The organism is Cupriavidus sp. FW216-B1 (assembly GCF_058789195.1).
This window is the reverse complement of the sequence record NZ_JBYTEL010000007.1, coordinates 67,480-86,636: the sequence shown is the minus strand read 5'-3', so window position 1 is coordinate 86,636 and position 19,157 is coordinate 67,480. Positions and strand designations below refer to the sequence as shown.

Below are 19,157 nucleotides of genomic sequence, written 5' to 3'. Positions count from 1 at the left end.
CATCGCAAGCGGACGGTTTTTTCCAGTCCGACAGCATTCGCCAGCGCTGGCCCTCTCCCCCGACCCCTCTCCCGCGAGCGGGAGAGGGGAGCGAGGCCGGCCCAAACCCGGCTATCCCCGGCTTATACTTCCCCGCAGCAGCGCGGATCGCCGCGATCCGCCGTCGAGAACACGCCGGGGGCACGTGTCGCCTGGCGAAGACCTGCCAGGAGACAAAGCCCGATGCGCGAGAACCGGATTCGAAAGATGTGGGCGGCCGGCCAGGCCGTGGTCAATGGCTGGCTCTCCATCCCCAGCAGCTTCGCGGCCGAGACGATGGCGCACCAGGGCTGGGACTCCCTGACCGTGGACCTCCAGCACGGCGCGCTCGACTACCGCGACGCGCTCGCGCTGTTTACCGCCGTGTCCACCACCGATACCGTGCCGGTGGCGCGCGTGCCGTGGAACGAGCCCGGCATCCTGATGAAGGTGCTGGACGCCGGCGCCTACGGCGTGATCTGCCCGATGATCAACACGCGCGAGGACGCGGAGCGCTTCGTCGCCGCCACGCACTACCCGCCGCTGGGCTCGCGCAGCTTCGGGCCGATCCGCGCGCTGCTCTACGGCGGCGCCGATTATCCCGAGCGCGCCAACGAGACCATCGTCACCTTCGCCATGATCGAGACCCGGCAAGGGCTGGACAATCTCGACGCGATCCTCTCGGTGCCGGGGCTGGACGCGGTCTACATCGGCCCGTCCGACCTTTCGCTCGCGCTCGGCTGCCGCCCGGTCTTCGACGACGTCGATCCGCCGGTGGCCGCCGCCATCGCCCACGTGCTGGCGCGCGCGCAGGCGCACGGCGTGGTCGCCGGCATCCACAACGGCGCGCCGGAAGCGGCGCTGCGCCGCATCGGGCAGGGCTTCCGCTTCGTCACGGTCGGCTCCGACGCGCGCCTGATGGCCGCCGGCGCCCGCCAGGTGGTGACGCAGATGCGCGCCGGGCAGGCGCCGGCCGGCGGCGGCGCCCAGGGCTACTGACCGCCGGCATGCCGACCATGCCAGCGCGCGCTACACGTACTTGCCGGTGATGCCGCCGTCCACCACCAGCTCGGTGCCGGTGACGTAGGCGGCCGCGTCCGAGGCCAGGAACGCGCAGGCGTGCGCCACCTCCCACGCGCTGCCCATGCGGCCCAGCGGCACCTGCGCGGCGCGCGCTTCCTTCGCCTGCTCCAGGCTGGTCGCGGAGAACATGCCGGCCACCGTGGTGGCGATGCGCGGCGTGTCGATCAGGCCCGGCACCACCGTGTTGGCGCGCACGCCGTGCGGCGCGTACTGCTGCGCCAGCATGCGCGTGAACTGGATCACCGCCGCCTTGGTCACGTTGTAGGCCAGGTGCGGATAACCCAGGTAGCGCATGCCGGCCACCGACGAGATCGCGACGATGGCGCCGCGCCCGCGCGCCACCATGTCGGGCAGCACCTGCTGGCTGGCCAGCAGCAGGCTGCGCACGTTGACGGCGTGGATGCGGTCGAAGTCGGCCGCGCTGGTCTCCAGCGGGCCGCCGGTCTTGCCGATGCCGACGTTGTGATGGAGCACGTCCACCACGCCGAAGTGCTCGCGCGCCTCGGCGAACAGGCGCGCCACGTCGTCCTCCACGGCGACGTCGCCGACGAAGGTCTCGGCCGTGCCGCCTTCGGCGCGGATCAATGCGGTGGTTTCCGCGGCCGAGGCCGCGTCGCGGTCCGCCACGCAGACCCGCGCGCCGAGCCGCGCGTAGGTCACGCTCGACGCGCGGCCGATGCTCCAGCCCGGCCCGGCCGAACCGGCGCCCGCCACGAATACCGTGCGCCCGGACAGATCGAGCGGCAGCGCCGGCGGGCGCGCATCCCGCGTCGCGTCCGCCGTCATGCGCCCTCTCCCGCCGCGCGCCCGCCTTCGCCCACGTAGGGAATGGCGTGCTCGACGGTATCCCAGATGAAGCGGCCCGACGGGCTCTGCTGTTCCTCGACGATATGCGCCACCAGCCCGGCCGCGCGCGAGATCACGGCAAAGCCGCGCATCACCGCCGTGGGCACGCCCAGTTCGCCCAGCAGCGCGGCCACGGCGCCGGTGGCGTTGATGGTGATGGGCCGCCCCGCCACCGCGTCGACCGCCGCGGACAGGCGCTCCAGCGCGCGGATCTTGTCGCCGCCCAGCTCGGGCTCGGCGCGGCCCATCTCCAGCAGCTTGTAGGCGCGCGGGTCCACCGGCTTGTGCAGGTGGTGGCCGAAGCCGGGCACGTGGGCCTTGATGGACTTGTAGTGCCGCGCGATCTCCATCGCCTCGGCATCCGGGTCGGCGGCCGCGCCGATGCGGTCGAGCAGCTGCGAGCAGTTTTCCATCGTGCCCACGAAGGAGCTGCCCACGGCCAGCAGGCCGGCGGCGACGGCACCCTGCAGGTTCTCGGGCGCGCTCATGTAGATCAGGCGCGTGGCGATGGCGCTGGGCGTGAGGCCGTGCTCCATCAGCACGATCAGCACCACATCGGTGATGCGCAGGTCCACCGGGCGCGGCGCGCGGCCCAGGATCTGCATCAGCATCACCTCGGTGAAGGTCTTCTTGCCCATCAGGTCCTCGACCAGGTCGGCATCGCGGTAATGCAGGCTGGTGAGCGTGTGCGTGCACAGGCGGGTGACGGGCGTGGCGGCGTTCGAAGCGGCGTTGGTCATGGCTTGGTCTCTTGTTGTGCGGAGGAGCGGAGGAGCGGAGGTGCGGAGGCGCGGACGATCAGGATACGTCGGCGGGCGCCAGCGCGCGGTCGCGCACGGCGGTCTTGAGCACCTTGCCCACCGGCGAGCGCGGCAGGCTGGCATGGAAGTGGATGCGCTTGGGCGTCTGCACCGGCCCCAGGCGCTCGCGCACGAAGGCGATCAGTTCGGCCTCGCTGGCGTGCTGGCCGGGGCGCAGCTCCACCGCCGCCTGCACCGCCTCGCCCCATTTCTCGTCGGGCACGCCGAACACGGTGCATTCGTGCACGGCGGGGTGCTGGCCCAGCGCGTTCTCGACGTCGATCGGGTAGACGTTGAAGCCGCCGGTGATGACCATGTCCTTGAGCCGGTCCTTGAGATACAGGTAGCCGCGCGCGTCGATCAGGCCGCGATCGCCGGTGTGCAGCCAGCCGTCCACCAGGGTCTCGGCGGTCTTTTCCGGCAGGCGCCAGTAGCCGCTCATCAGCAGGTCGCCGCGCGCCACCACCTCGCCCACCTCGCCGGCGGGCAGCAGGCGGCCGTCGGGCGCCATGACGGCCACGTCGCTGAACCACGTGGCGCGGCCCACGGCGGCCCAGTTGCGCTCGTCCTCGAAATCCTCGGGGCGCATCACGGTCAGGTTCTGCGGCGCCTCGGTCTGGCCGTAGGTGGTGCCCAGCACCGGGCCGAAGAATTCGCGCACCTCGCGGATCTTCTCGGGCGGCATCGGCGCGCCGCCGTAGATCAGGCGGCGCAGGTGCGGGAAGTCCGCGCGCGAGGCGCCCGGCAGCGCCATCAGCATGTAGACCAGCGTGGGCGGCATGAAACACACCGTGCCGCCGCGCTCGCGGAAGGCGGTGCGCACGGCCTCGGCGCCGGCCTCGGCCAGCACCACGTGGCAGCCGCCCTGCGCCAGGATCGGCAGCAGGTAGGTGGAGGTGCCGTGCGTGACCGGCGCGGCCACGATGTAGCGCTCGTGCTCGTCGAAGCCCCAGGTGTGGATCTGGTTGGCGATGTTGGCCATCCACGCGCGGTAGGTCTGCATCACGCCCTTGGGCGCGCCGGTGGTGCCGCCCGTGAACTTGATCGCCTGCGTGGCCTCGGGCGGCAGCGAGAACACCGGGCGCGCCGCGCCGGCATGCTGCGCCACCAGCCCCGCCAGCGTGCGCTCGCCGGCCGGCGGCGGGCCGCAGTAGATGCGCTCGCCGGGCGCGCCTTCGAGCAGGCCGGCGCAGGCGGGATCGATCACCAGGATGGACGGCTCGGTCGCGTCGATGATGCGGCGGATCTCCGGCCGCGTGCTCTTGGGATTGAGCGGCACCCAGACCTTGCCGCAGGCCAGCGCCGCCAGCAGCGCCACGATGTGCTCGGCGCTGTTGCGCGCGCAGATGCCGACGCGGCTCTGCGGCGCGGGGTCCAGCGCCACCAGCGCCGCGGCCAGCGCCGCGACCCGCTCGGCCAGCGCGTCGTAGCGGATGGCGCCCTCGGGCGCGTCGATGGCGATGTTGCCGGGCCAGCGCGCGGCCGCGCGCCAGAAGAAATCGATCGGGAACATGCGGTAAATCCTCCTTATTCGGCTTTGGCGCCGGACTGCTTGACGACATCGCGCCAGCGTCTGGTTTCGGATGCGATCAGCTTGCGCAGCTGGTCCGGCGTGCCGGGCTCGGGCGTGGCCGCCAGGTCCTGCAGGCGCTGGCGCACGTCCGGCATGGCCAGCACCTTGCCCAGCGCGGCGTTGAGCCGCTCGACCACCGGCTGCGGCGTGCCCGCCGGCGCGGCGAGCGCGAACCACGACTGCACGTCGAAGCCGGGAAAACCAGACTCCGCCACGGTCGGCACGTCGGGCAGCAGCGGCGAGCGCTGCGCGCTGGTGATGGCGATGGCGCGCAGCCGGCCGGCCTTCACGTGCGGCAGCGACGACGGCGTGTTGTCGAACATCGACTGCACCTGCCCGCCCAGCAGGTCGGTCACGGCCGGCGCGCTGCCGCGGTAGGGCACGTGCAGCATGTTGAGCCTGGCCTGCATCTTGAACATCTCGCCCGACAGGTGGATGGACGAGCCGCTGCCCGACGAGGCGAACGTCACGCCCTCCGGCGCGCTCCTGGCCAGGCGCATGTAGTCGGCCAGCGTCTTCACCGGCAGCTTGGGGTTGACCACCAGGATGTTGGGAATCCGCGCGATCAGGCCGACCGGCTCGAAGTCCTTCTGCGGGTCGTAGCCGAGCTTGTCGTACAGCGAGGCGTTGATGGTGTTGGCGATGGTGTAGACGTAGAGCGTGTAGCCGTCCGGCGGCGACTTGGCCACCAGTTCGGCGCCCACGTTGCTGTTGGCGCCGGCGCGGTTGTCCACCACCACCGACTGGCCGAGCTGCTCGCCGAGCTTGACCGCGACGAGGCGGGCGATCACGTCGGTGGCGCCGCCGGCGGAATAGCCGACCACCAGCCGGACCGGCTTGGTCGGCCACGCGGCGGGCTGGGCCCGCAGGGCCGGCGCGGCGCCGCAGGCGAGCGCCGCGGCGAATGCCAGCAAGCGCCGGCGCAGTGCGTTGTGCGAAGTCATGTTGTCTCCTGTTTTGGCGGTGCGATGCCGTCTCGGGCCCCCTTCTGACCGCGCTGCGGCATACTGCGGGGTGGCTCCGTCGACCGAGAAATTCTTCCCCATGCCTGCCCGCACTGCCAGCCGAAACGTCCGCCAGCCGGACGTTCACTCCGCCGCCGAGGCGGCCGAAGACTGTGGCGCGCGCACCTTGCGGCGCGGCCTGCAACTGCTCGACGCGGTGCTCGACAGCGGCCGCGACGGCCTGCGCGTGGTGGACCTGTGCCGCATCGCGGCGCTCGAGCGCGCCACCGTCTACCGCCTGCTGGCGACCCTGATCGAGAGCGGCTACGTGGCGCAGCGCGGGCGTTTCCGCTACGTGGCGGGACCGCGTGCGGCAGCGCTGGCGCAGCCGCGCGCCACGCCCGGCTTCGCCGCGCGCCTGCAGCCGGTGCTGGCGCGCGTGAGCGCCGCCTGCGGCGACGCGGCCTTCGCCATCGTGCGCGAGGGGCCGATCTCGCACTGCATCGCGCGCCACGTGGGCACGCACCCGGTGCAGATCCTCGTGATCCAGATCGGCACGCGCCAGCCGCTCGGCGTGGGCGCCGCGGGGCTGGCGCTGCTGGCCGCGCTGCCCGACGAAGAGATCGAGCGCTGCATCGCCGCCAACGCGCCGGCGCTGGGCCGCTACGGCGGCATGACGCCCGAGCGCATGAAGATCCTGGTGCGCTCCACGCGCGAGCGCGGCTGGTCGGTGATCGGCAACCATGCCACCAGCGGCGTGCTGGCGGTCGGCATGGCGGTGCACGCGCCGGACGGCGAGCCGGTCGCGGGCATCAGCGTGGCCTCCACGCTGGCGCGCATGCCGCGCGAGCGGCAGCAACTGATCGCGCGCGCGATGCGCGAATCGCTGGCGGCGCTGTTGCCGAAGGGGTTGTGAGGGGACGCGGCGCGCGACCCGCGAAGTCGCACCGGCGGGCGACAGACTGATGACCGCCGGCGCATCGGCGCCGGCAGTTCAGTAGCCGCGGGACGGGACGCGCGGAACGCGCGCGCCGGCATGCCTGTTGGCTGGACAACGCCAGGTGGCGCGAGTAGCCTACCCGGGCCACCGTGACGTGGCAGACCCGTCATCCACCAGGATGAGGCAACCCCCCAGGCTCAGACCGGGCACCGGCCCGGCCACACTCAAGAGGCCCCCATGAGCATCACCAGCAAGCTTCGTTTCGCCGCAACCATCCTCGGCACCGCCGCGGCCCTGAATGCCGCCTGCCTGTACAGCGGCAGCGCCGGCGCGCAGACCGTCAACGCGCCGCCCGCGGGAACGGCCACCGCGACGCCCGACAACGCGGTGCTGCTCACCGTGTTCCTGCGGCACGACCAGTCGCGCCCGCTCAGCGAGCTGAATGCGCAACTGGCCAAGCAGGGCTTCTACAAGGCGTTTCCGCCAGCGGGCGTCGAGGTGGTGAGCTGGTACGTCGCGATGGGGATCGGCCAGGTCATCACGCTGCGCCTGCCCGCCACGCGCATCCGCGAGGTCAACCGCGTGCTGGAAGACACCGCCTGGGGCGCGTACCGCACCGAGTTCTACCCGACCTACGACTACAAGGCCGTCGGCCTCGCCGAGCACGACAAGGCGGCCAAGTAACCGGGGATCGCGCGGCCGGGCCGGCCCCTGAGCGGACCCTAAGCGCCGGCGATGAGTCTTGCGACCCGAGCCAGATTGTCCGGGCTGACGTGAATCAGTCCCCGGCCCGGCACGTCGATGTCGGCGATGAGGGCGAGCGAAATCGAGATGACCGCGGGAAACACCACGAGGAGCCCGCGGTGATTGCGAACGCCGGCGCTGTAGCCGATGAGCGCGCTGCAGAAGGCGGCCAGCGCGGTGATCAGGCCCCAGGCCGCGGGTGGTATCTGGCTTCGCCAGCTGGCCGTCGAATTCTCATACGAACCGAGCAAGTCGCTCATTGCGGACACCGGCAGCACGGCGACCGGATTCGGCTGCCTTCCGGCGTTCCGCGCCACGATCGCCCACATCTGCGACCTGAGCAGATTCGCATTGCCGGCCAGCTCATCCGTCTGCCTGCCGTGGCCGGTCTGGTAAAAACGCAGCCGCGCATCCAGATACTGCCGGAGCAAGCCGCGCACTTTGCCGGCATCCTCGCCCGGCAACAGTTCCGCCTTGAAAAAGGCGGACTCGATCCTGTTGGCCTCCATTGCCTCGTTGGCCTGGCGCGCGTTGTATCCGCCGATGGCAAGCGAGAAGGCGAACCCCACGACCAGCGCCAGCAGCGTCAGCGTGGCGCTCAGGACCACCCTGATATCGTCGGTGGCCCCCGATTCGGCGTTCCGCACATACCTGGCGCCAACCGCGCCGCACGCGCTCACGATCGACAACAGGGCAAGGTACTGCAGGAGCAGCGGCCATGAATAAGGCACGACGTGGTAGAACTGGTGCAGCATGGCAATGTTTTCCAGGGGCCGGATTCGATCACAACGCCGCGGGGCGACGCTCGATGCTTAATTCCTGATGTCTTGCTTCCCGACGCGCCGCCGCGTCATTGCCCGAACAGCAGGCGCGTGTACTTGGGCGAGACCACGCCATCCCGAACGCCGTTCTTGTCGAAATATCGGCCGAACCGGCACACGCGCTGATTGGCATCGCAAAACAGACCCGATTCGAACGTGAATGCCGTCAGGTCGAATTCTCCCTGGGAGCGCAATCTTTCCACCGCCTTCCTGCCAAGGTATCTCTGCGTCAGCGCGTAGGATATTCCGCCTGCGCCCGCGCACACGTAGCGGTCGCACAGGACCCCCGCTCCGGGCGAGAACACCTTCCCCGGCTTTGCCGCCCAGGCAGGCGCGGCAAGCACGGCCGCAAGCAACAGCGGGAGGAAACGGACGAAGCGGACGAAGCGGACGAAACATCTGATCATGACTCCCTCGGCATCTCTTGTCTCCCAATGCGATCGCCGCCGCGAGGATCTCCCCGGGCAAGACCGGAACCAGCCTTGACGCGCTTCTCGCGGAAATTCGCCGATGTAGTATGCCATCAGCCAACGGCAACGTGACGTCTCCGTGGCCGGCAAGACCAGTCACGCGCATTTGTCCGGCGCCGGGCATGCCGCATTGAACGGCAGCCCGCACGTCCCGCGCGCGGGGATTGGCTGGAAAGATCCGCCGCAGGAAGCGGCATGACGGGCCGGCGGCGGTTGCGCGAACGGCAAGCCGCGGGCATGTGGAATTCGATGATGTGCATTCGATGGCGTTCGGGCGGAACGCCATCGCGGAGGGCTCCGGGCCGGCGCCGGCCCGCCCCTCCCCCCCCCCCCCGCCGCTCAATACGTTTCCAGGTGCAGCCGCCCCTCGCGCCTGAGGTCGGCGCCCAGCGTCTCCCACGACAGCCCGGCCTGCTGCGCCACGTCGCGCAGCGCCAGCACCACGCCCTCCTCCATGCTCTTGAGGCCGCACACGTAGAAATACGTGTCGGGGTCGGCCAGCAGCGCCGCGAGGTCGGCGGCGCGCTCGCGCATGGCGTCCTGCACGTAGCGCCTGGGCTGGCCCGGCGTGCGCGAGAACACCATGTTGATGTCGATGAAATCCCTGGGCAGGTTCTGCAGCGGGCCGAAGTAAGGCAGTTCCTCCCTGGTGCGCGCGCCGAAGAACAGCATCAGCTTGCCGCCCTCGAACTTGCCCGACTTGCGCAGCCGGCGGCGCCATTCGGTCATCGCGCGCATGGGCGCGCTGCCGGTGCCGGTGCAGATCATGACGATGTTGGAGCGCGGGTGGTTGGGCATCAGGAAGCTGCTGCCGAACGGGCCGATCACCTCCACCTTGTCGCCCACCTGCAGGTCGCACATGTAGTTGGACGCCACGCCGCGCACGGGATTGCCCTGGTGGTCTTCCAGCACGCGCTTGATGGTCAGCGAGAGGTTGTTGTAGCCGGGCCGCTCGCCGTTGCGCGCGCTGGCCACCGAATACTGGCGCGCGTGGTGCGCGCGGCCGGCGGCGTCCACGCCGGGCGGCACGATGCCGATCGACTGGCCTTCGAGCACCGGGAACGGCAAGGCGCCGAAATCCAGCACGATGTGGTGCGTGTCGTAGTCGTGCCCGGCCTCGCGCCCGACCTCGGTCACGCGCACGTTGCCGGTCACGGTGGCGGCGATGGTCCTGGCGGCCTTGGCGCCGTACAGGTTGGTGTAGGCATGCGCGGCCGACCACGGCGGCACGGTGGCGCCGTACTGCGCGCTGTTGAACGCTGCCTCGCCGCTGGCGGCGGCGGGCAGCGAGACGGCGGCCGGCGGCGGCGGCTCGGCGCCGGCCGCCACGCCGGCGGCGGCCAGCTGCTCGGGCGTGAGCTCGGCCGGCAGCTCGTCCCAGCCGAGCTGCTCGCCGATGCCGTAGGCGCGCGCGCGCGGCATGGTGCGCCAGTTGTCGATCGAGCCGGTCGGGCACGGCGAGATGCAGGCCATGCAGGCGTTGCATTTGTCGGCATCCACCACGTAGTTGCGCGCGTCGTGCGTGATGGCCGCCACCGGGCAGGTGGCTTCGCAGGTGTTGCAGCGGATGCAGATCTCGGGGTCGATCAGGTGCTGCCTGACGACCTGGATGTCGGACATGTCCAAGGCGATCTCCGGGTAGCGTGCCCCCTGTGGCCGGGGGCTTCCCATTGGCTTGCGGCGGCAGGCGCGGGGGTCCCTGCCGCAGGTAGCGCCCGCGCGCGGGCGCGGCGCTCAGTTGAAGCGCACGTACTCGAAATCCACCGGCTGGCGGTTGATGCCCATCACCGGCGGCGCGATCCAGTTGGCGAACTTGCCGGGCTCGACCACGCGGCCCATCAGGCTGGACACGAAGGCGCGGTCGCCGTCGCTGGGCAGCCACTGGTCCACGTTGTCGCGCCATTCGGCCTCGGAGACCACGCGGCCGTCCGGCGAGATCTTCACGCCCGAGAGCGCGCCGATGTTGCGGTGGAACGCCTTGTGCGGCACCTTCAGACGGAACGGGATGGCGGCCTTCTCGATGACCTTGTTCCAGCGCTCCACGCCGGCCATGCTGTCCTTGATGTAGTCGTCGCGCAGCACTTCGTTGAGCGCGTTGAGCAGCGGCACTTCCTTCTCCACCAGTTGCCCGCCCACGGCCTGCAGCACCTTGTAGCTCTGGCCCTTGAGCACGTGGTCGTCGGTGCGCTTGCCTTCTTCGTAGCGGCCCTTGAGGCCGGTGCTGTAGAAGGTGGCGGCGTTGCTGGACTCGTCCGCGCCGAACAGGTCGATGGTGACGCTGTAGTGGAAGTTCAGGTAGCGCTGGATGGTCGGCAGGTCGATCACGCCGGCCGCGCGCAGGCGGGCCGGGTCGTCGGTCTTGAGCTCGTTCATGACCTGGCAGGTGCGCTGGATCACGCGCGACACGCCGCTCTCGCCCACGAACATGTGGTGCGCTTCCTCGGTCAGCATGAACCTGGTGGTGCGCGCGAGCGGGTCGAAGCTCGATTCGGCCAGCGCGCACAGCTGGAACTTGCCGTCGCGGTCGGTGAAGTAGGTGAACATGAAGAACGACAGCCAGTCCGGGGTCTGCTCGTTGAACGCCTGCAGGATGCGCGGATTGTCCTGCTGGCCGCTGCGGCGCTCCAGCAGCGCCTCGCCTTCCTCGCGGCCGTCGCGGCCGAAGTACTTGTGCAGCAGGTAGACCATCGCCCACAGGTGGCGGCCTTCTTCCACGTTGACCTGGAACAGGTTGCGCAGGTCGTACATGCTCGGCGCGGTCAGGCCGAGGTGGCGCTGCTGCTCGACCGAGGCCGGCTCGGTGTCGCCCTGGGTGACGATGATGCGGCGCAGGTTGGCGCGGTATTCGCCGGGCACGTCCTGCCAGGCGTCCTCGCCCTTGTGGTCGCCGAAGTGGATCTTGCGGTTGGCCTCGGCCGGGTTGAGGAAGATGCCCCAGCGGTAGTCCGGCATCTTCACGTGGCCGAAGTGGGCCCAGCCCTGCGGGTCCACGCTGATGGCGGTGCGCAGGTAGATGTCGAAATTCTGCGAGCCGTCCGGGCCCATGTCGTTCCACCAGCTCAGGTAGTTGGGCTGCCATTGCTCGAGCGCGCGCTGCAGCGTGCGGTCTTCGCTGAGGTTGACGTTGTTGGGGATCTTTTCGCTGTAGTTGATGCCGGACATCATTGTCTCCGTGGCTGGCTGTGCTGCGTTGGCTTGGGTGGAGAAGGATCGGTGCCGGCCGCGGCGCCCCCACCGGGAAACGCGCCGCGCCGCCGGGGGCGTGCGGTCTAGACGCGGTTCCAGTCGAACGCGGCCTTGTCACCCTTGCCGTAGACCTTGAGCGCGCCCTTCTCGCCCACGGCGTTGGGGCGCTGGAAGATCCAGTTCTGCCAGGCGGTGAGCCGGCCGAAGATGCGGGTGAACATGTTCTCGGGGCCGTTGAAGCGCAGGTTGGCTTCCATGCCGGTGAGCGCGTCGGGCGACATGGCGGCGCGCTCCTCCAGCGCGATGCGCACTTCGTCGGTCCAGTCGATGTCGTCGGGGTTGGCGGTGACGAGGCCGAGCGCGTGGGCCGCGTCGGCGTCGAGCGGCTGGCCGGCGCGGGCGCGCACCGCTTCGAGCGCGGGCTGCTCGTCGTAGAAGCGGCGGCCCAGGCGGCTTTGCCCCGTCACCATCGGGTAGAGGCCGAAGTTGGCCTCGGCCACGGTGATCTTCGGCGCGCGCGCCTCGTCGTCGGGCAGCGCGAGGTGGTAGCTGCGGTCGCAGGCCAGCGTCAGTTCGAGGAAGGTGCCGGCGAAGCACGAGCCTGGCTCGATCAGCGCGAACAGGCTGCGCGACGACACGTCCAGGCGCGCCAGCGTGCGGCGCAGCAGGCCGATGGTCTCGCGCACCAGCCAGTGGTCCTTGTGCGCGAGCAGCGTGGCGTCCATCGCCAGCACGTCGGCGGCCTCGCCCTCGGTCTTGATCAGCCAGGTGCCGATGTCGAGCTCGTTGGTGCGCATCGACAGGATGGAGTCGTCCAGCTCGCGCGCCAGCTGCAGCGGATACCACGCGGCGCCCGCCTCGGCGATGGCGCCGAGCGTCCGCGGCTGCGTGGCCGACGGCGCCCTGACGATGAAGGTGGCGCGGCGCGCGGCGCGGTCGATCTCCACGCTCACGTGCTCGTAGCGCAGCGCATCGGCGTCCACGCCGCGCCGAAGCGGGGTCAGCGCCACGCCGCGGCCGTCGGCCGGGCGGTCGCTCCGCGCGGCCAGCGCCAGCGCGCGCTCGCGCACTTTCTGCGCGAACACGGCGGGCTTGGCGATGTCGTCGACGAGGCGCCAGTCCCTGGCGCGCTGGCCGCGCACGCCTTCGGTGGTGGTGCAGAAGATGTCGGCGAGATCATGGCGCACGTGGCGCTTGTCGGTCACGCGGGTCAGGCCGCCGGTGCCCGGCAGCACGCCCAGCAGCGGCACCTCCGGCAGGCTCACGGCGGAGGCGCGGTCGTCGACCAGGATGATCTCGTCGCAGGCCAGCGCCAGCTCGTAGCCGCCGCCGGCGCAGGCGCCGTTGACCGCGGCGAGGAATTTCAGGCCGCTGTGCCGCGACGAGTCTTCCAGGCCGTTGCGAGTCTCGTTGGTGAACTTGCAGAAATTCACCTTCCAGGCGTGGCTGCTCACGCCCAGCATGAAGATGTTGGCGCCCGAGCAGAACACGCGGTCCTTGCCGCTGGTGACCACCACGGTGCGCACCTCGGGATGCTCGAAGCGGATGCGGTTGACCGCGTCGTTGAGTTCGATGTCGACGCCGAGGTCGTAGCTGTTGAGCTTGAGCTTGTAGCCGGGGCGCAGGCCGGCGTTCTCGTCGATGTCCACCGCCAGCGTGGCAACGGGACCGTCGAACGTCAGCTTCAGGTGCTTGTATCGGGACGGGTCGGTCTGGTAATCGACGCGGGGGGCGGTAGTCATGCGGTGTCTCCTCGGCAGCGAAGCACGATAGTGCAGTGATCGGGAATCTGGTGGAACGCAATATAGTTCCCACCAAAACCAACGTCAAGCACTATTGTGCATCTTTTCTGCCGAAGCGCCTGAAACGCCCCTCCGCCGCTAGAGCGGCAACCGCAAGGCCCGCCGCACCACGTCCCGCAGCGCCTGGAACGTCTCCTCCAGCGGCTCGGCGCTGGTGTCCACGCTGAACTCCGCCTTGGAATAAAACGCCGCGCGGCCGGCCAGGATGTGGCGCAGGTCTTCCATCGCCTCCTTGCTGGCGGCCATCGGCCGCAGGTCGCCCTGGGCGCGCACGCGGCTCATGTGGTCTTCCGGGTCGGCCTGCAGCCACACCGTGGTGCAGTGGGCCAGCAGCAGGTTGAAGGTGGCCGGGTCGGACACCAGCCCGCCCGGCGTGGCGATCACCGCCTCGGGATAGATCTGGATCGCCTCTTCCAGCGCGCGCCGCTCGTAGCGGCGGTAGGCGTTCATGCCGTACAGGCCCTGGATCTCGGAGATGCTGCAGCCGGCGAACTGCTCGATTTCGCGGCTCAGCTCCACGAACGGAAAACCGAGGTCCTCGGCCAGCATCGCGCCCAGCGTGGACTTGCCGGCGCCGCGCAGGCCGATCAGCGCCACGCGCGGGCTGCGCGCGGTGTTGCCGCCGCCGGTGCCCAGCATCTCGCCGATGGCGATGCGCACGCGCCGCAGCGTGGCTTCGTCGCGGTGCTCCAGCAGCTCGCGGATCAGCAGCCATTCCGGCGACGAGGTGGAGACGTCGCCCAGCAGTTCCGCCAGCGAGCATTGCAGCGCGCCGGCGACGTGCTGCAGCACGAGGATGGAGGCGTTGCCGCTGCCGTATTCGAGGTTGGCGAGGTGCCGCTCCGACACCCCGGCGGCCAGCGCGGTGGCCTTGCGGGTCAGGCCGCGGCGCGCGCGCAGCTCGCGCACGCGCTCGCCCAGGCCGGCCAGCAGCGTGTTCCGCTCGCCGGCGCTGGCGGCCGCGGAAGCGGCGTCCTGACCGGCGGCGGGCTGTGCGGCCGGTTGCGCATCCGGTTGTGCTGCGCCGGCCTCGCCCTCGTCCAGCGCGGCCTCTTGCTCGATCGGCTGCTCGATCGGAGTTAACCCGGTCGCATGCAATATATTGCTTGACATGATTTCTCGTCGGCTCTATGTTTCACACATGCACAATAATGCATGAAGCGTGGGTATGCAACCCGGCTAAGTCTAATGGAGCCCCCATATGTCCCCAACCGAATTTCATGCGCAGGCATTCCGCGCACGGATCGCGCGGCTGACGGCCGAGATCGCCGGCCGCCCGCTCGATGCCGCCCTCGACGCCTGGCTCAACACCGAACACGGCGCCGGCAGCCCCACCTACCGCGAACTGAAAGCCGCCTGCGAGACCGGCGTGGCCGAGGGCTGGCTGTGCGACCGCGAAGGCGGCGGCATCCGCTACGGCCGCATCTTCAGGCCGGACGACGAACTGCACGGCTTCTCGGTCGACGTGGTGGACATGCGCGACATCGCCGGGCCGCACCACGTGCATCCCGAAGGCGAGATCGACCTGATCATGCCGCTCGAAGGCGACGCGCGCTTCGACGGCCGCCCGGCCGGCTGGCTGGTCTGCCCGCCGGGCAGCGCGCACCGGCCCACCGTCACGCAGGGCCGCGCGCTGGTGCTCTACCTGCTGCCCGCCGGGCGCATCGAATTCACGCGGTGAATTCGCACTAGATTCACACCACAGGCAACCCGCATCATGACCGAACTGCTTTCCAACCATCTCGGCGGCCGCTGGCAGGCCGGAACCGGCGCCGGCACGGCGCTGCGCGACCCCGTGCTGGGCCACGAACTGGTGCGCGTGGACGCCGCCGGGCTCGACCTCGCCGCCGGCTTCGCCTTCGCCCGCGAACAGGGCGGCGCGGCCCTGCGCGCGCTCGACTACCGCGAGCGCGCCGCCCTGCTCGGCGCCGTCTCCAGGGTGCTGCAGGCCAACCGCGACGCCTATTACGACATCGCCACCGCCAACAGCGGCACGGTGCGCAACGATTCGGCGGTGGACATCGACGGCGGCATCTTCACGCTCGGCACCTACGCGAAGCTCGGCGACGGGCTCGGCGCGCGCCGCTTCCTGCTGGACGGCGAGGCCGCGCGCCTGGGCAAGGAGCCGCTGTTCCAGTCGCAGCACGTGCTCGCGCCCACGCGCGGCGTGGCGCTGCTGATCAACGCCTTCAACTTCCCCGCCTGGGGGCTGTGGGAGAAAGCCGCGCCCGCGCTGCTCTCGGGCGTGCCGGTCATCGTCAAGCCCGCCACGGCCACGGCATGGCTGACGCAGCGCATGGTGCGCGACGTGATCGAGGCCGGCATCCTGCCGCCCGGCGCGCTGTCCGTGGTGTGCGGCAGCGCGGCCGGCCTGCTCGACCAGTTGCAGCCGTTCGACGTGGTGTCCTTCACCGGCTCGGCCGACACCGCCGCGCTGATCCGCTCGCATGCGGCGGTCACGCGGCGCTCGGTGCGCGTCAACATCGAGGCCGACAGCGTCAACTCGGCGCTGCTGCTGCCGGGCGAAGCCGCCGGCGGCGAGGCGTTCGACCTGCTGGTGCGTGAGGCCGCGCGCGAGATGACGGTCAAGTCCGGGCAGAAATGCACCGCCATCCGCCGCATCTTCGTGCCCGCGGCGCTGTACGGCGCCGCCGCCGAGGCCATCGGCGCGCGCCTGCGCAAGACCACCGTGGGCAACCCGCGCCACGACGCGGTGCGCATGGGCGCGCTGGTCAGCCGCGCGCAGCTGGACGCGGTGCGCGAGGGGCTGGCTTACCTGCGCGAACAGGCCGAAGTGCTGCACGACGGCGCCACGCACGCGCTGGTCGACGCCGACCCGGCCGTGGCCTGCTGCGTCGGCCCCACGCTGCTGGGCGTGCGCGATGCCGATGGCGCCGACGGCGCCGACCGCGTGCACGACACCGAGGTGTTCGGCCCGGTGGCCACGCTGGTGCCCTACCGCGACGTCGCCCATGCGCTGGCGCTGGTGCGGCGCGGGCAAGGCTCGCTGGTGGCCTCGCTGTACGGCAGCGACGCCGCCGCGCTGGCCGCCGCCGCCGTCGCGCTGGCCGACAGCCACGGCCGCGTCCACGTGGTCTCGCCCGAGGTGGGCCAGTCGCACACCGGCCACGGCAACGTCATGCCGCAGTCGCTGCACGGCGGCCCGGGCCGCGCCGGCGGCGGCGAGGAACTGGGCGGGCCGCGCGCGCTGAACTTCTATCACCGGCGCAGCGCCGTGCAGGCCGGCACCGGCGTGCTGGCGCAACTGTAGGCCGGGCGCACGACCCGCCACCCACCAGGGGAGACAAGCATGACCACCGACACGCCCGCGCAGCCGCCGGGCACGCCCTTCAATTTCGCCGCGCACCTGATCGCCCGCAACGCGCGGCGCGCCGGCAAGACCGCCTATATCGACGACCGCGGCAGCCTCAGCTACGGCGCGCTGGCCGAGCGCGTGCGCCGCCTGGCCGCCGCGCTGCAGGACTGCGGCATCCACCGCGAGGAGCGCGTGCTGCTGCTGATGCACGACTGCAACGACTGGCCGGTGTCCTTCCTCGGCGCCATGTACGCCGGCATCGTGCCGGTGGCGGTCAACACGCTGCTCACCGCCGACGACTACGCCTACATGCTGGAACACAGCCGCGCCCAGGCGGTGCTGGTGTCGGCCGCGCTGCTGCCGGTGCTGCGCCAGGCGATGGCGCAGGGCGGCCACGAAGTGAAGGCGGTCATCGTCTCGCACCCGGACGGCGCGCCCGCCAATGACGCCAATGATGCCGCCGACGCCGACTACGCCGGCACCGTCGCGCTCGACGCATTGCTCGCGCGCCACGCGCCGCTGGCCGCGCCCGCCGGCACCGGCCCCGACGACCCCGGCTTCTGGCTCTATTCGTCCGGCTCCACCGGCCGCCCCAAGGGCGTGCTGCACAGCCAGGCCAACCCGTACTGGACCGCGCAACTGTACGCCGGCCCCATCCTCGGCCTGCATGAAAACGACGTCTGCTTCTCCGCCGCCAAGCTGTACTTCGCCTACGGGCTCGGCAACGGCCTGAGCTTCCCCCTGAGCGTGGGCGCCACCGTGGTGCTGATGGCCGAGCGGCCCACGCCCGAAGCCACCTTCCGGCGCTGGCTGGAACACCGGCCCACGGTCTTCTTCGGCGCGCCGACCGGCTATGCCGGCATGCTCGCCTCGCCGGCCCTGCCCGCGCGCGGCGCGGTCGCGCTGCGGCTGTGCTCGTCCGCCGGCGAAGCGCTGCCCGCCGAGCTCGGCGAGCGCTTCACCGCCCACTTCGGCTGCGAGATCATCGACGGCATCGGCTCCACCGAGATGCTGCACATCTTCCTCTCCAACCGCCCCGGCCAGGTGCGCTACGGCACCACCGGCTGGCCGGTGCCCGGCTACGCGGTCGAGCTGCGCGACGAGGAAGGCCGCCCGGTACCCGACGGCGAAGTCGGCGACCTCTACATCCAGGGCCCGAGTGCCGCGCTGATGTACTGGGGCAACCGCGAGAAATCGCGCGAGACCTTCCGCGGCGGCTGGACCAAGAGCGGCGACAAGTACGTGCGCAACCCCGACGGCAGCTACTGCTACGCCGGGCGCAGCGACGACATGCTCAAGGTCAGCGGCATCTACGTCTCGCCGTTCGAGGTGGAAGCCACGCTGGCCCAGCACCCCGCCGTGCTCGAGGCGGCCGTGATCGGCGTGCCCGACGCCGCCGGCCTGACAAGGACCAAGGCCTTCATCGTGCTCAAGCCCGGCGCGCGGGCCGGCGAGGCCGAGCTCAAGGCCTTCGTCAAGGAACGCCTGGCGCCCTACAAGTACCCGCGCGTGATCGAGTTCGTGCCCGCGCTGCCCAAGACCGCCACCGGCAAGATCCAGCGCTTCCGGCTGCGCGAGCTGGAAGGCGCGCCGGCCTGACGCCGGGTCGCGCAAAGCGCCACGATGGCCGCGTACCTGCCGACGGTCTGCTCCCCTCTCCCATGCAATGGGAGAGGGGAGCAGACCCGCAGTCATTCCGCGGCGCGCCTCACGCCACCGCCTTCGCCTCCTGGTACGCCGCATACAGCCGCTTGAACACCGGCCCCGGCACGCCCGCGCCGATGGTCTTGCCGTCGATGGTCACCACCGGCAGCACTTCCTTGCTGGCCGAGGTCAGCAGCACCTCGTCGGCCGCGAACACTTCCTCGCGCGCGATGCGGCGCGCTTCCAGCGCAATGTCCAGCCTGGCGCAGAGCTCCTCCATCCAGCCGTAGCGGATGCCTTCCAGGATCAGGTTGTCCTTGGGCGGCGCGCTGACGCGGCCCTGCGTGACGATCCACACGTTGGACGAGGACGCCTCGGTCAGGAAGCCGTCGCGGAACTGGATGCTCTCGGTGACGCCATGCTCGGCCGCGTTCTGCGCCGCCAGCACGTTGCCCAGCAGCGAGGTGGACTTGATCTGGCAATGGAGCCAGCGCTTGTCTTCCTGCGTCACGCACACCACGCCCTGCTCGCGCATCTGCGCCGACGGCGGCGTCATCGGGTTGGTCATGATCAGCACCGTCGGCGTCACCTCCCTGGGGAAGGCATGGGCGCGCCGCGCCACGCCGCGCGTGACCTGGATGTAGACCATCTGGTCGGACAGCCCGTTGGCCTTGACCACGCGGTCGATCAGCGCCATCCATTCGGCCTCCGTATGCGGATTGGGAATGCCGATGGTTTCCTGGCTGCGCGCCAGCCGCGCCAGGTGCTGCGGCAGGCGGAACGGCCGGCCGCCGTAGATGGGCACGACTTCGTACACGCCGTCGCCGAAGATGAAGCCGCGGTCCAGCACGGGGACGCGGGCTTCGGACAGGGGCGTGAGTTCGCCGTTGAGGTAGACGATGTCTTCGTTCATGGTTGGCAGGGGTCTCGGGGCAGCGGTGGAAGGGAATGCGGCATTCTTCCACAAGCC

At 70.7% G+C, this 19,157-nt stretch carries 17 protein-coding genes; 6 read left to right on the top strand and 11 right to left on the bottom strand.

All coding sequences use genetic code 11. From position 1 onward, the window contains the following. Positions 1-222: 222 nt before the first annotated feature. On the top strand, positions 223-1,017 hold the full coding sequence (locus tag AC3WXD_RS16920) for an HpcH/HpaI aldolase family protein (protein WP_492324234.1): 795 nt from the start codon (positions 223-225) through the stop codon (positions 1,015-1,017). 30 nt (positions 1,018-1,047) lie between these two features. Here the strand turns inward: AC3WXD_RS16920 and AC3WXD_RS16915 are convergent, their stop codons facing one another. The 4 genes from AC3WXD_RS16915 to AC3WXD_RS16900 are packed head-to-tail and all read right to left on the bottom strand — an operon-like array spanning position 1,048 to position 5,264. Further along, positions 1,048-1,887 (bottom strand): SDR family NAD(P)-dependent oxidoreductase, encoded by an 840-nt coding sequence (locus AC3WXD_RS16915; RefSeq protein ID WP_492324233.1) that lies wholly within the window; start codon positions 1,885-1,887, stop codon positions 1,048-1,050. Continuing rightward, positions 1,884-2,687 (bottom strand): citryl-CoA lyase, encoded by an 804-nt coding sequence (locus tag AC3WXD_RS16910; protein ID WP_492324232.1) that lies wholly within the window; start codon positions 2,685-2,687, stop codon positions 1,884-1,886. The genes AC3WXD_RS16915 and AC3WXD_RS16910 overlap by 4 nt, the downstream gene beginning before the upstream one ends. Before the next feature lie 58 nt (positions 2,688-2,745). Continuing rightward, the gene (locus AC3WXD_RS16905) at positions 2,746-4,260 is read right to left on the bottom strand and encodes a class I adenylate-forming enzyme family protein (RefSeq protein ID WP_020201779.1); all 1,515 of its coding nucleotides are present in this window, start codon (positions 4,258-4,260) and stop codon (positions 2,746-2,748) included. A gap of 14 nt (positions 4,261-4,274) precedes the next feature. Next, on the bottom strand, positions 4,275-5,264 hold the full coding sequence (locus tag AC3WXD_RS16900; RefSeq protein ID WP_059412350.1) for a tripartite tricarboxylate transporter substrate binding protein: 990 nt from the start codon (positions 5,262-5,264) through the stop codon (positions 4,275-4,277). Positions 5,265-5,364: 100 nt separating this feature from the next. Between AC3WXD_RS16900 and AC3WXD_RS16895 the strand changes: the two genes are divergently transcribed. Both AC3WXD_RS16895 and AC3WXD_RS16890 read left to right on the top strand, forming a co-directional pair. Beyond that, complete coding sequence (locus AC3WXD_RS16895; protein ID WP_020201777.1) at positions 5,365-6,180, top strand: IclR family transcriptional regulator; 816 nt, start codon at positions 5,365-5,367, stop codon at positions 6,178-6,180. Positions 6,181-6,441: 261 nt separating this feature from the next. Next, positions 6,442-6,888 carry a hypothetical protein gene (locus AC3WXD_RS16890; RefSeq protein WP_020201776.1) on the top strand — a complete coding sequence of 149 codons (447 nt, stop codon included), beginning with the start codon at positions 6,442-6,444 and terminating at the stop codon, positions 6,886-6,888. A 38-nt stretch (positions 6,889-6,926) separates the two neighbouring features. On the opposite strand, the gene AC3WXD_RS16885 is transcribed toward AC3WXD_RS16890, so the two are convergent. From AC3WXD_RS16885 to AC3WXD_RS16860, 6 genes are all read right to left on the bottom strand, one after another. Next, entirely contained in the window at positions 6,927-7,703 is a 777-nt protein-coding gene (locus AC3WXD_RS16885; protein ID WP_492324231.1) for a bestrophin-like domain, read from the bottom strand. Between the two features lie 95 nt (positions 7,704-7,798). Next, positions 7,799-8,176, bottom strand: coding sequence for a YcgJ family protein (locus tag AC3WXD_RS16880; protein ID WP_059412347.1), 378 nt, complete (start codon positions 8,174-8,176; stop codon positions 7,799-7,801). Between the two features lie 402 nt (positions 8,177-8,578). Next, positions 8,579-9,865, bottom strand: a complete 1,287-nt coding sequence (gene boxA, locus AC3WXD_RS16875; RefSeq protein WP_059412346.1) for a benzoyl-CoA 2,3-epoxidase subunit BoxA — start codon at positions 9,863-9,865, stop codon at positions 8,579-8,581. Between the two features lie 108 nt (positions 9,866-9,973). Next, entirely contained in the window at positions 9,974-11,401 is a 1,428-nt protein-coding gene (gene boxB, locus AC3WXD_RS16870) for a benzoyl-CoA 2,3-epoxidase subunit BoxB (protein ID WP_020201772.1), read from the bottom strand. Positions 11,402-11,508: 107 nt separating this feature from the next. After that, positions 11,509-13,167 carry a 2,3-epoxybenzoyl-CoA dihydrolase gene (boxC, locus tag AC3WXD_RS16865; protein ID WP_492324230.1) on the bottom strand — a complete coding sequence of 553 codons (1,659 nt, stop codon included), beginning with the start codon at positions 13,165-13,167 and terminating at the stop codon, positions 11,509-11,511. 138 nt (positions 13,168-13,305) lie between these two features. Then, the gene (locus tag AC3WXD_RS16860; RefSeq protein WP_492324229.1) at positions 13,306-14,340 is read right to left on the bottom strand and encodes a helix-turn-helix transcriptional regulator; all 1,035 of its coding nucleotides are present in this window, start codon (positions 14,338-14,340) and stop codon (positions 13,306-13,308) included. Positions 14,341-14,428: 88 nt separating this feature from the next. Between AC3WXD_RS16860 and AC3WXD_RS16855 the strand changes: the two genes are divergently transcribed. The 3 genes from AC3WXD_RS16855 to AC3WXD_RS16845 are packed head-to-tail and all read left to right on the top strand — an operon-like array spanning position 14,429 to position 18,142. Continuing rightward, the gene (locus AC3WXD_RS16855) at positions 14,429-14,908 is read left to right on the top strand and encodes a DUF4863 family protein (protein WP_492324228.1); all 480 of its coding nucleotides are present in this window, start codon (positions 14,429-14,431) and stop codon (positions 14,906-14,908) included. A gap of 36 nt (positions 14,909-14,944) precedes the next feature. Further along, positions 14,945-16,498: a 3,4-dehydroadipyl-CoA semialdehyde dehydrogenase gene (locus tag AC3WXD_RS16850; RefSeq protein ID WP_492324227.1), complete on the top strand. Its 1,554-nt coding sequence runs from the start codon at positions 14,945-14,947 to the stop codon at positions 16,496-16,498. Between the two features lie 39 nt (positions 16,499-16,537). Next, complete coding sequence (locus AC3WXD_RS16845) at positions 16,538-18,142, top strand: benzoate-CoA ligase family protein (RefSeq protein WP_492324226.1); 1,605 nt, start codon at positions 16,538-16,540, stop codon at positions 18,140-18,142. A 109-nt stretch (positions 18,143-18,251) separates the two neighbouring features. Here AC3WXD_RS16845 and AC3WXD_RS16840 read toward each other — a convergent pair whose 3' ends face one another. Continuing rightward, positions 18,252-19,100 carry a D-amino acid aminotransferase gene (locus AC3WXD_RS16840; RefSeq protein ID WP_492324225.1) on the bottom strand — a complete coding sequence of 283 codons (849 nt, stop codon included), beginning with the start codon at positions 19,098-19,100 and terminating at the stop codon, positions 18,252-18,254. Positions 19,101-19,157 lie beyond the last annotated feature (57 nt).

Excerpts from the sequence above, each read along its gene's own strand:
- AC3WXD_RS16920 (WP_492324234.1), top strand. The coding sequence starts at position 223 with ATGCGCGAGAACCGGATTCGAAAGATGTGGGCGGCCGGCCAGGCCGTG.
- AC3WXD_RS16915 (WP_492324233.1), bottom strand. The coding sequence starts at position 1,887 with ATGACGGCGGACGCGACGCGGGATGCGCGCCCGCCGGCGCTGCCGCTC.
- AC3WXD_RS16910 (WP_492324232.1), bottom strand. The coding sequence starts at position 2,687 with ATGACCAACGCCGCTTCGAACGCCGCCACGCCCGTCACCCGCCTGTGC.
- AC3WXD_RS16905 (WP_020201779.1), bottom strand. The coding sequence starts at position 4,260 with ATGTTCCCGATCGATTTCTTCTGGCGCGCGGCCGCGCGCTGGCCCGGC.
- AC3WXD_RS16900 (WP_059412350.1), bottom strand. The coding sequence starts at position 5,264 with ATGACTTCGCACAACGCACTGCGCCGGCGCTTGCTGGCATTCGCCGCG.
- AC3WXD_RS16895 (WP_020201777.1), top strand. The coding sequence starts at position 5,365 with ATGCCTGCCCGCACTGCCAGCCGAAACGTCCGCCAGCCGGACGTTCAC.
- AC3WXD_RS16890 (WP_020201776.1), top strand. The coding sequence starts at position 6,442 with ATGAGCATCACCAGCAAGCTTCGTTTCGCCGCAACCATCCTCGGCACC.
- AC3WXD_RS16885 (WP_492324231.1), bottom strand. The coding sequence starts at position 7,703 with ATGCTGCACCAGTTCTACCACGTCGTGCCTTATTCATGGCCGCTGCTC.
- AC3WXD_RS16880 (WP_059412347.1), bottom strand. The coding sequence starts at position 8,176 with ATGATCAGATGTTTCGTCCGCTTCGTCCGCTTCGTCCGTTTCCTCCCG.
- boxB (WP_020201772.1), bottom strand. The coding sequence starts at position 11,401 with ATGTCCGGCATCAACTACAGCGAAAAGATCCCCAACAACGTCAACCTC.
- boxC (WP_492324230.1), bottom strand. The coding sequence starts at position 13,167 with ATGACTACCGCCCCCCGCGTCGATTACCAGACCGACCCGTCCCGATAC.
- AC3WXD_RS16860 (WP_492324229.1), bottom strand. The coding sequence starts at position 14,340 with ATGTCAAGCAATATATTGCATGCGACCGGGTTAACTCCGATCGAGCAG.
- AC3WXD_RS16855 (WP_492324228.1), top strand. The coding sequence starts at position 14,429 with ATGTCCCCAACCGAATTTCATGCGCAGGCATTCCGCGCACGGATCGCG.
- AC3WXD_RS16850 (WP_492324227.1), top strand. The coding sequence starts at position 14,945 with ATGACCGAACTGCTTTCCAACCATCTCGGCGGCCGCTGGCAGGCCGGA.
- AC3WXD_RS16845 (WP_492324226.1), top strand. The coding sequence starts at position 16,538 with ATGACCACCGACACGCCCGCGCAGCCGCCGGGCACGCCCTTCAATTTC.
- AC3WXD_RS16840 (WP_492324225.1), bottom strand. The coding sequence starts at position 19,100 with ATGAACGAAGACATCGTCTACCTCAACGGCGAACTCACGCCCCTGTCC.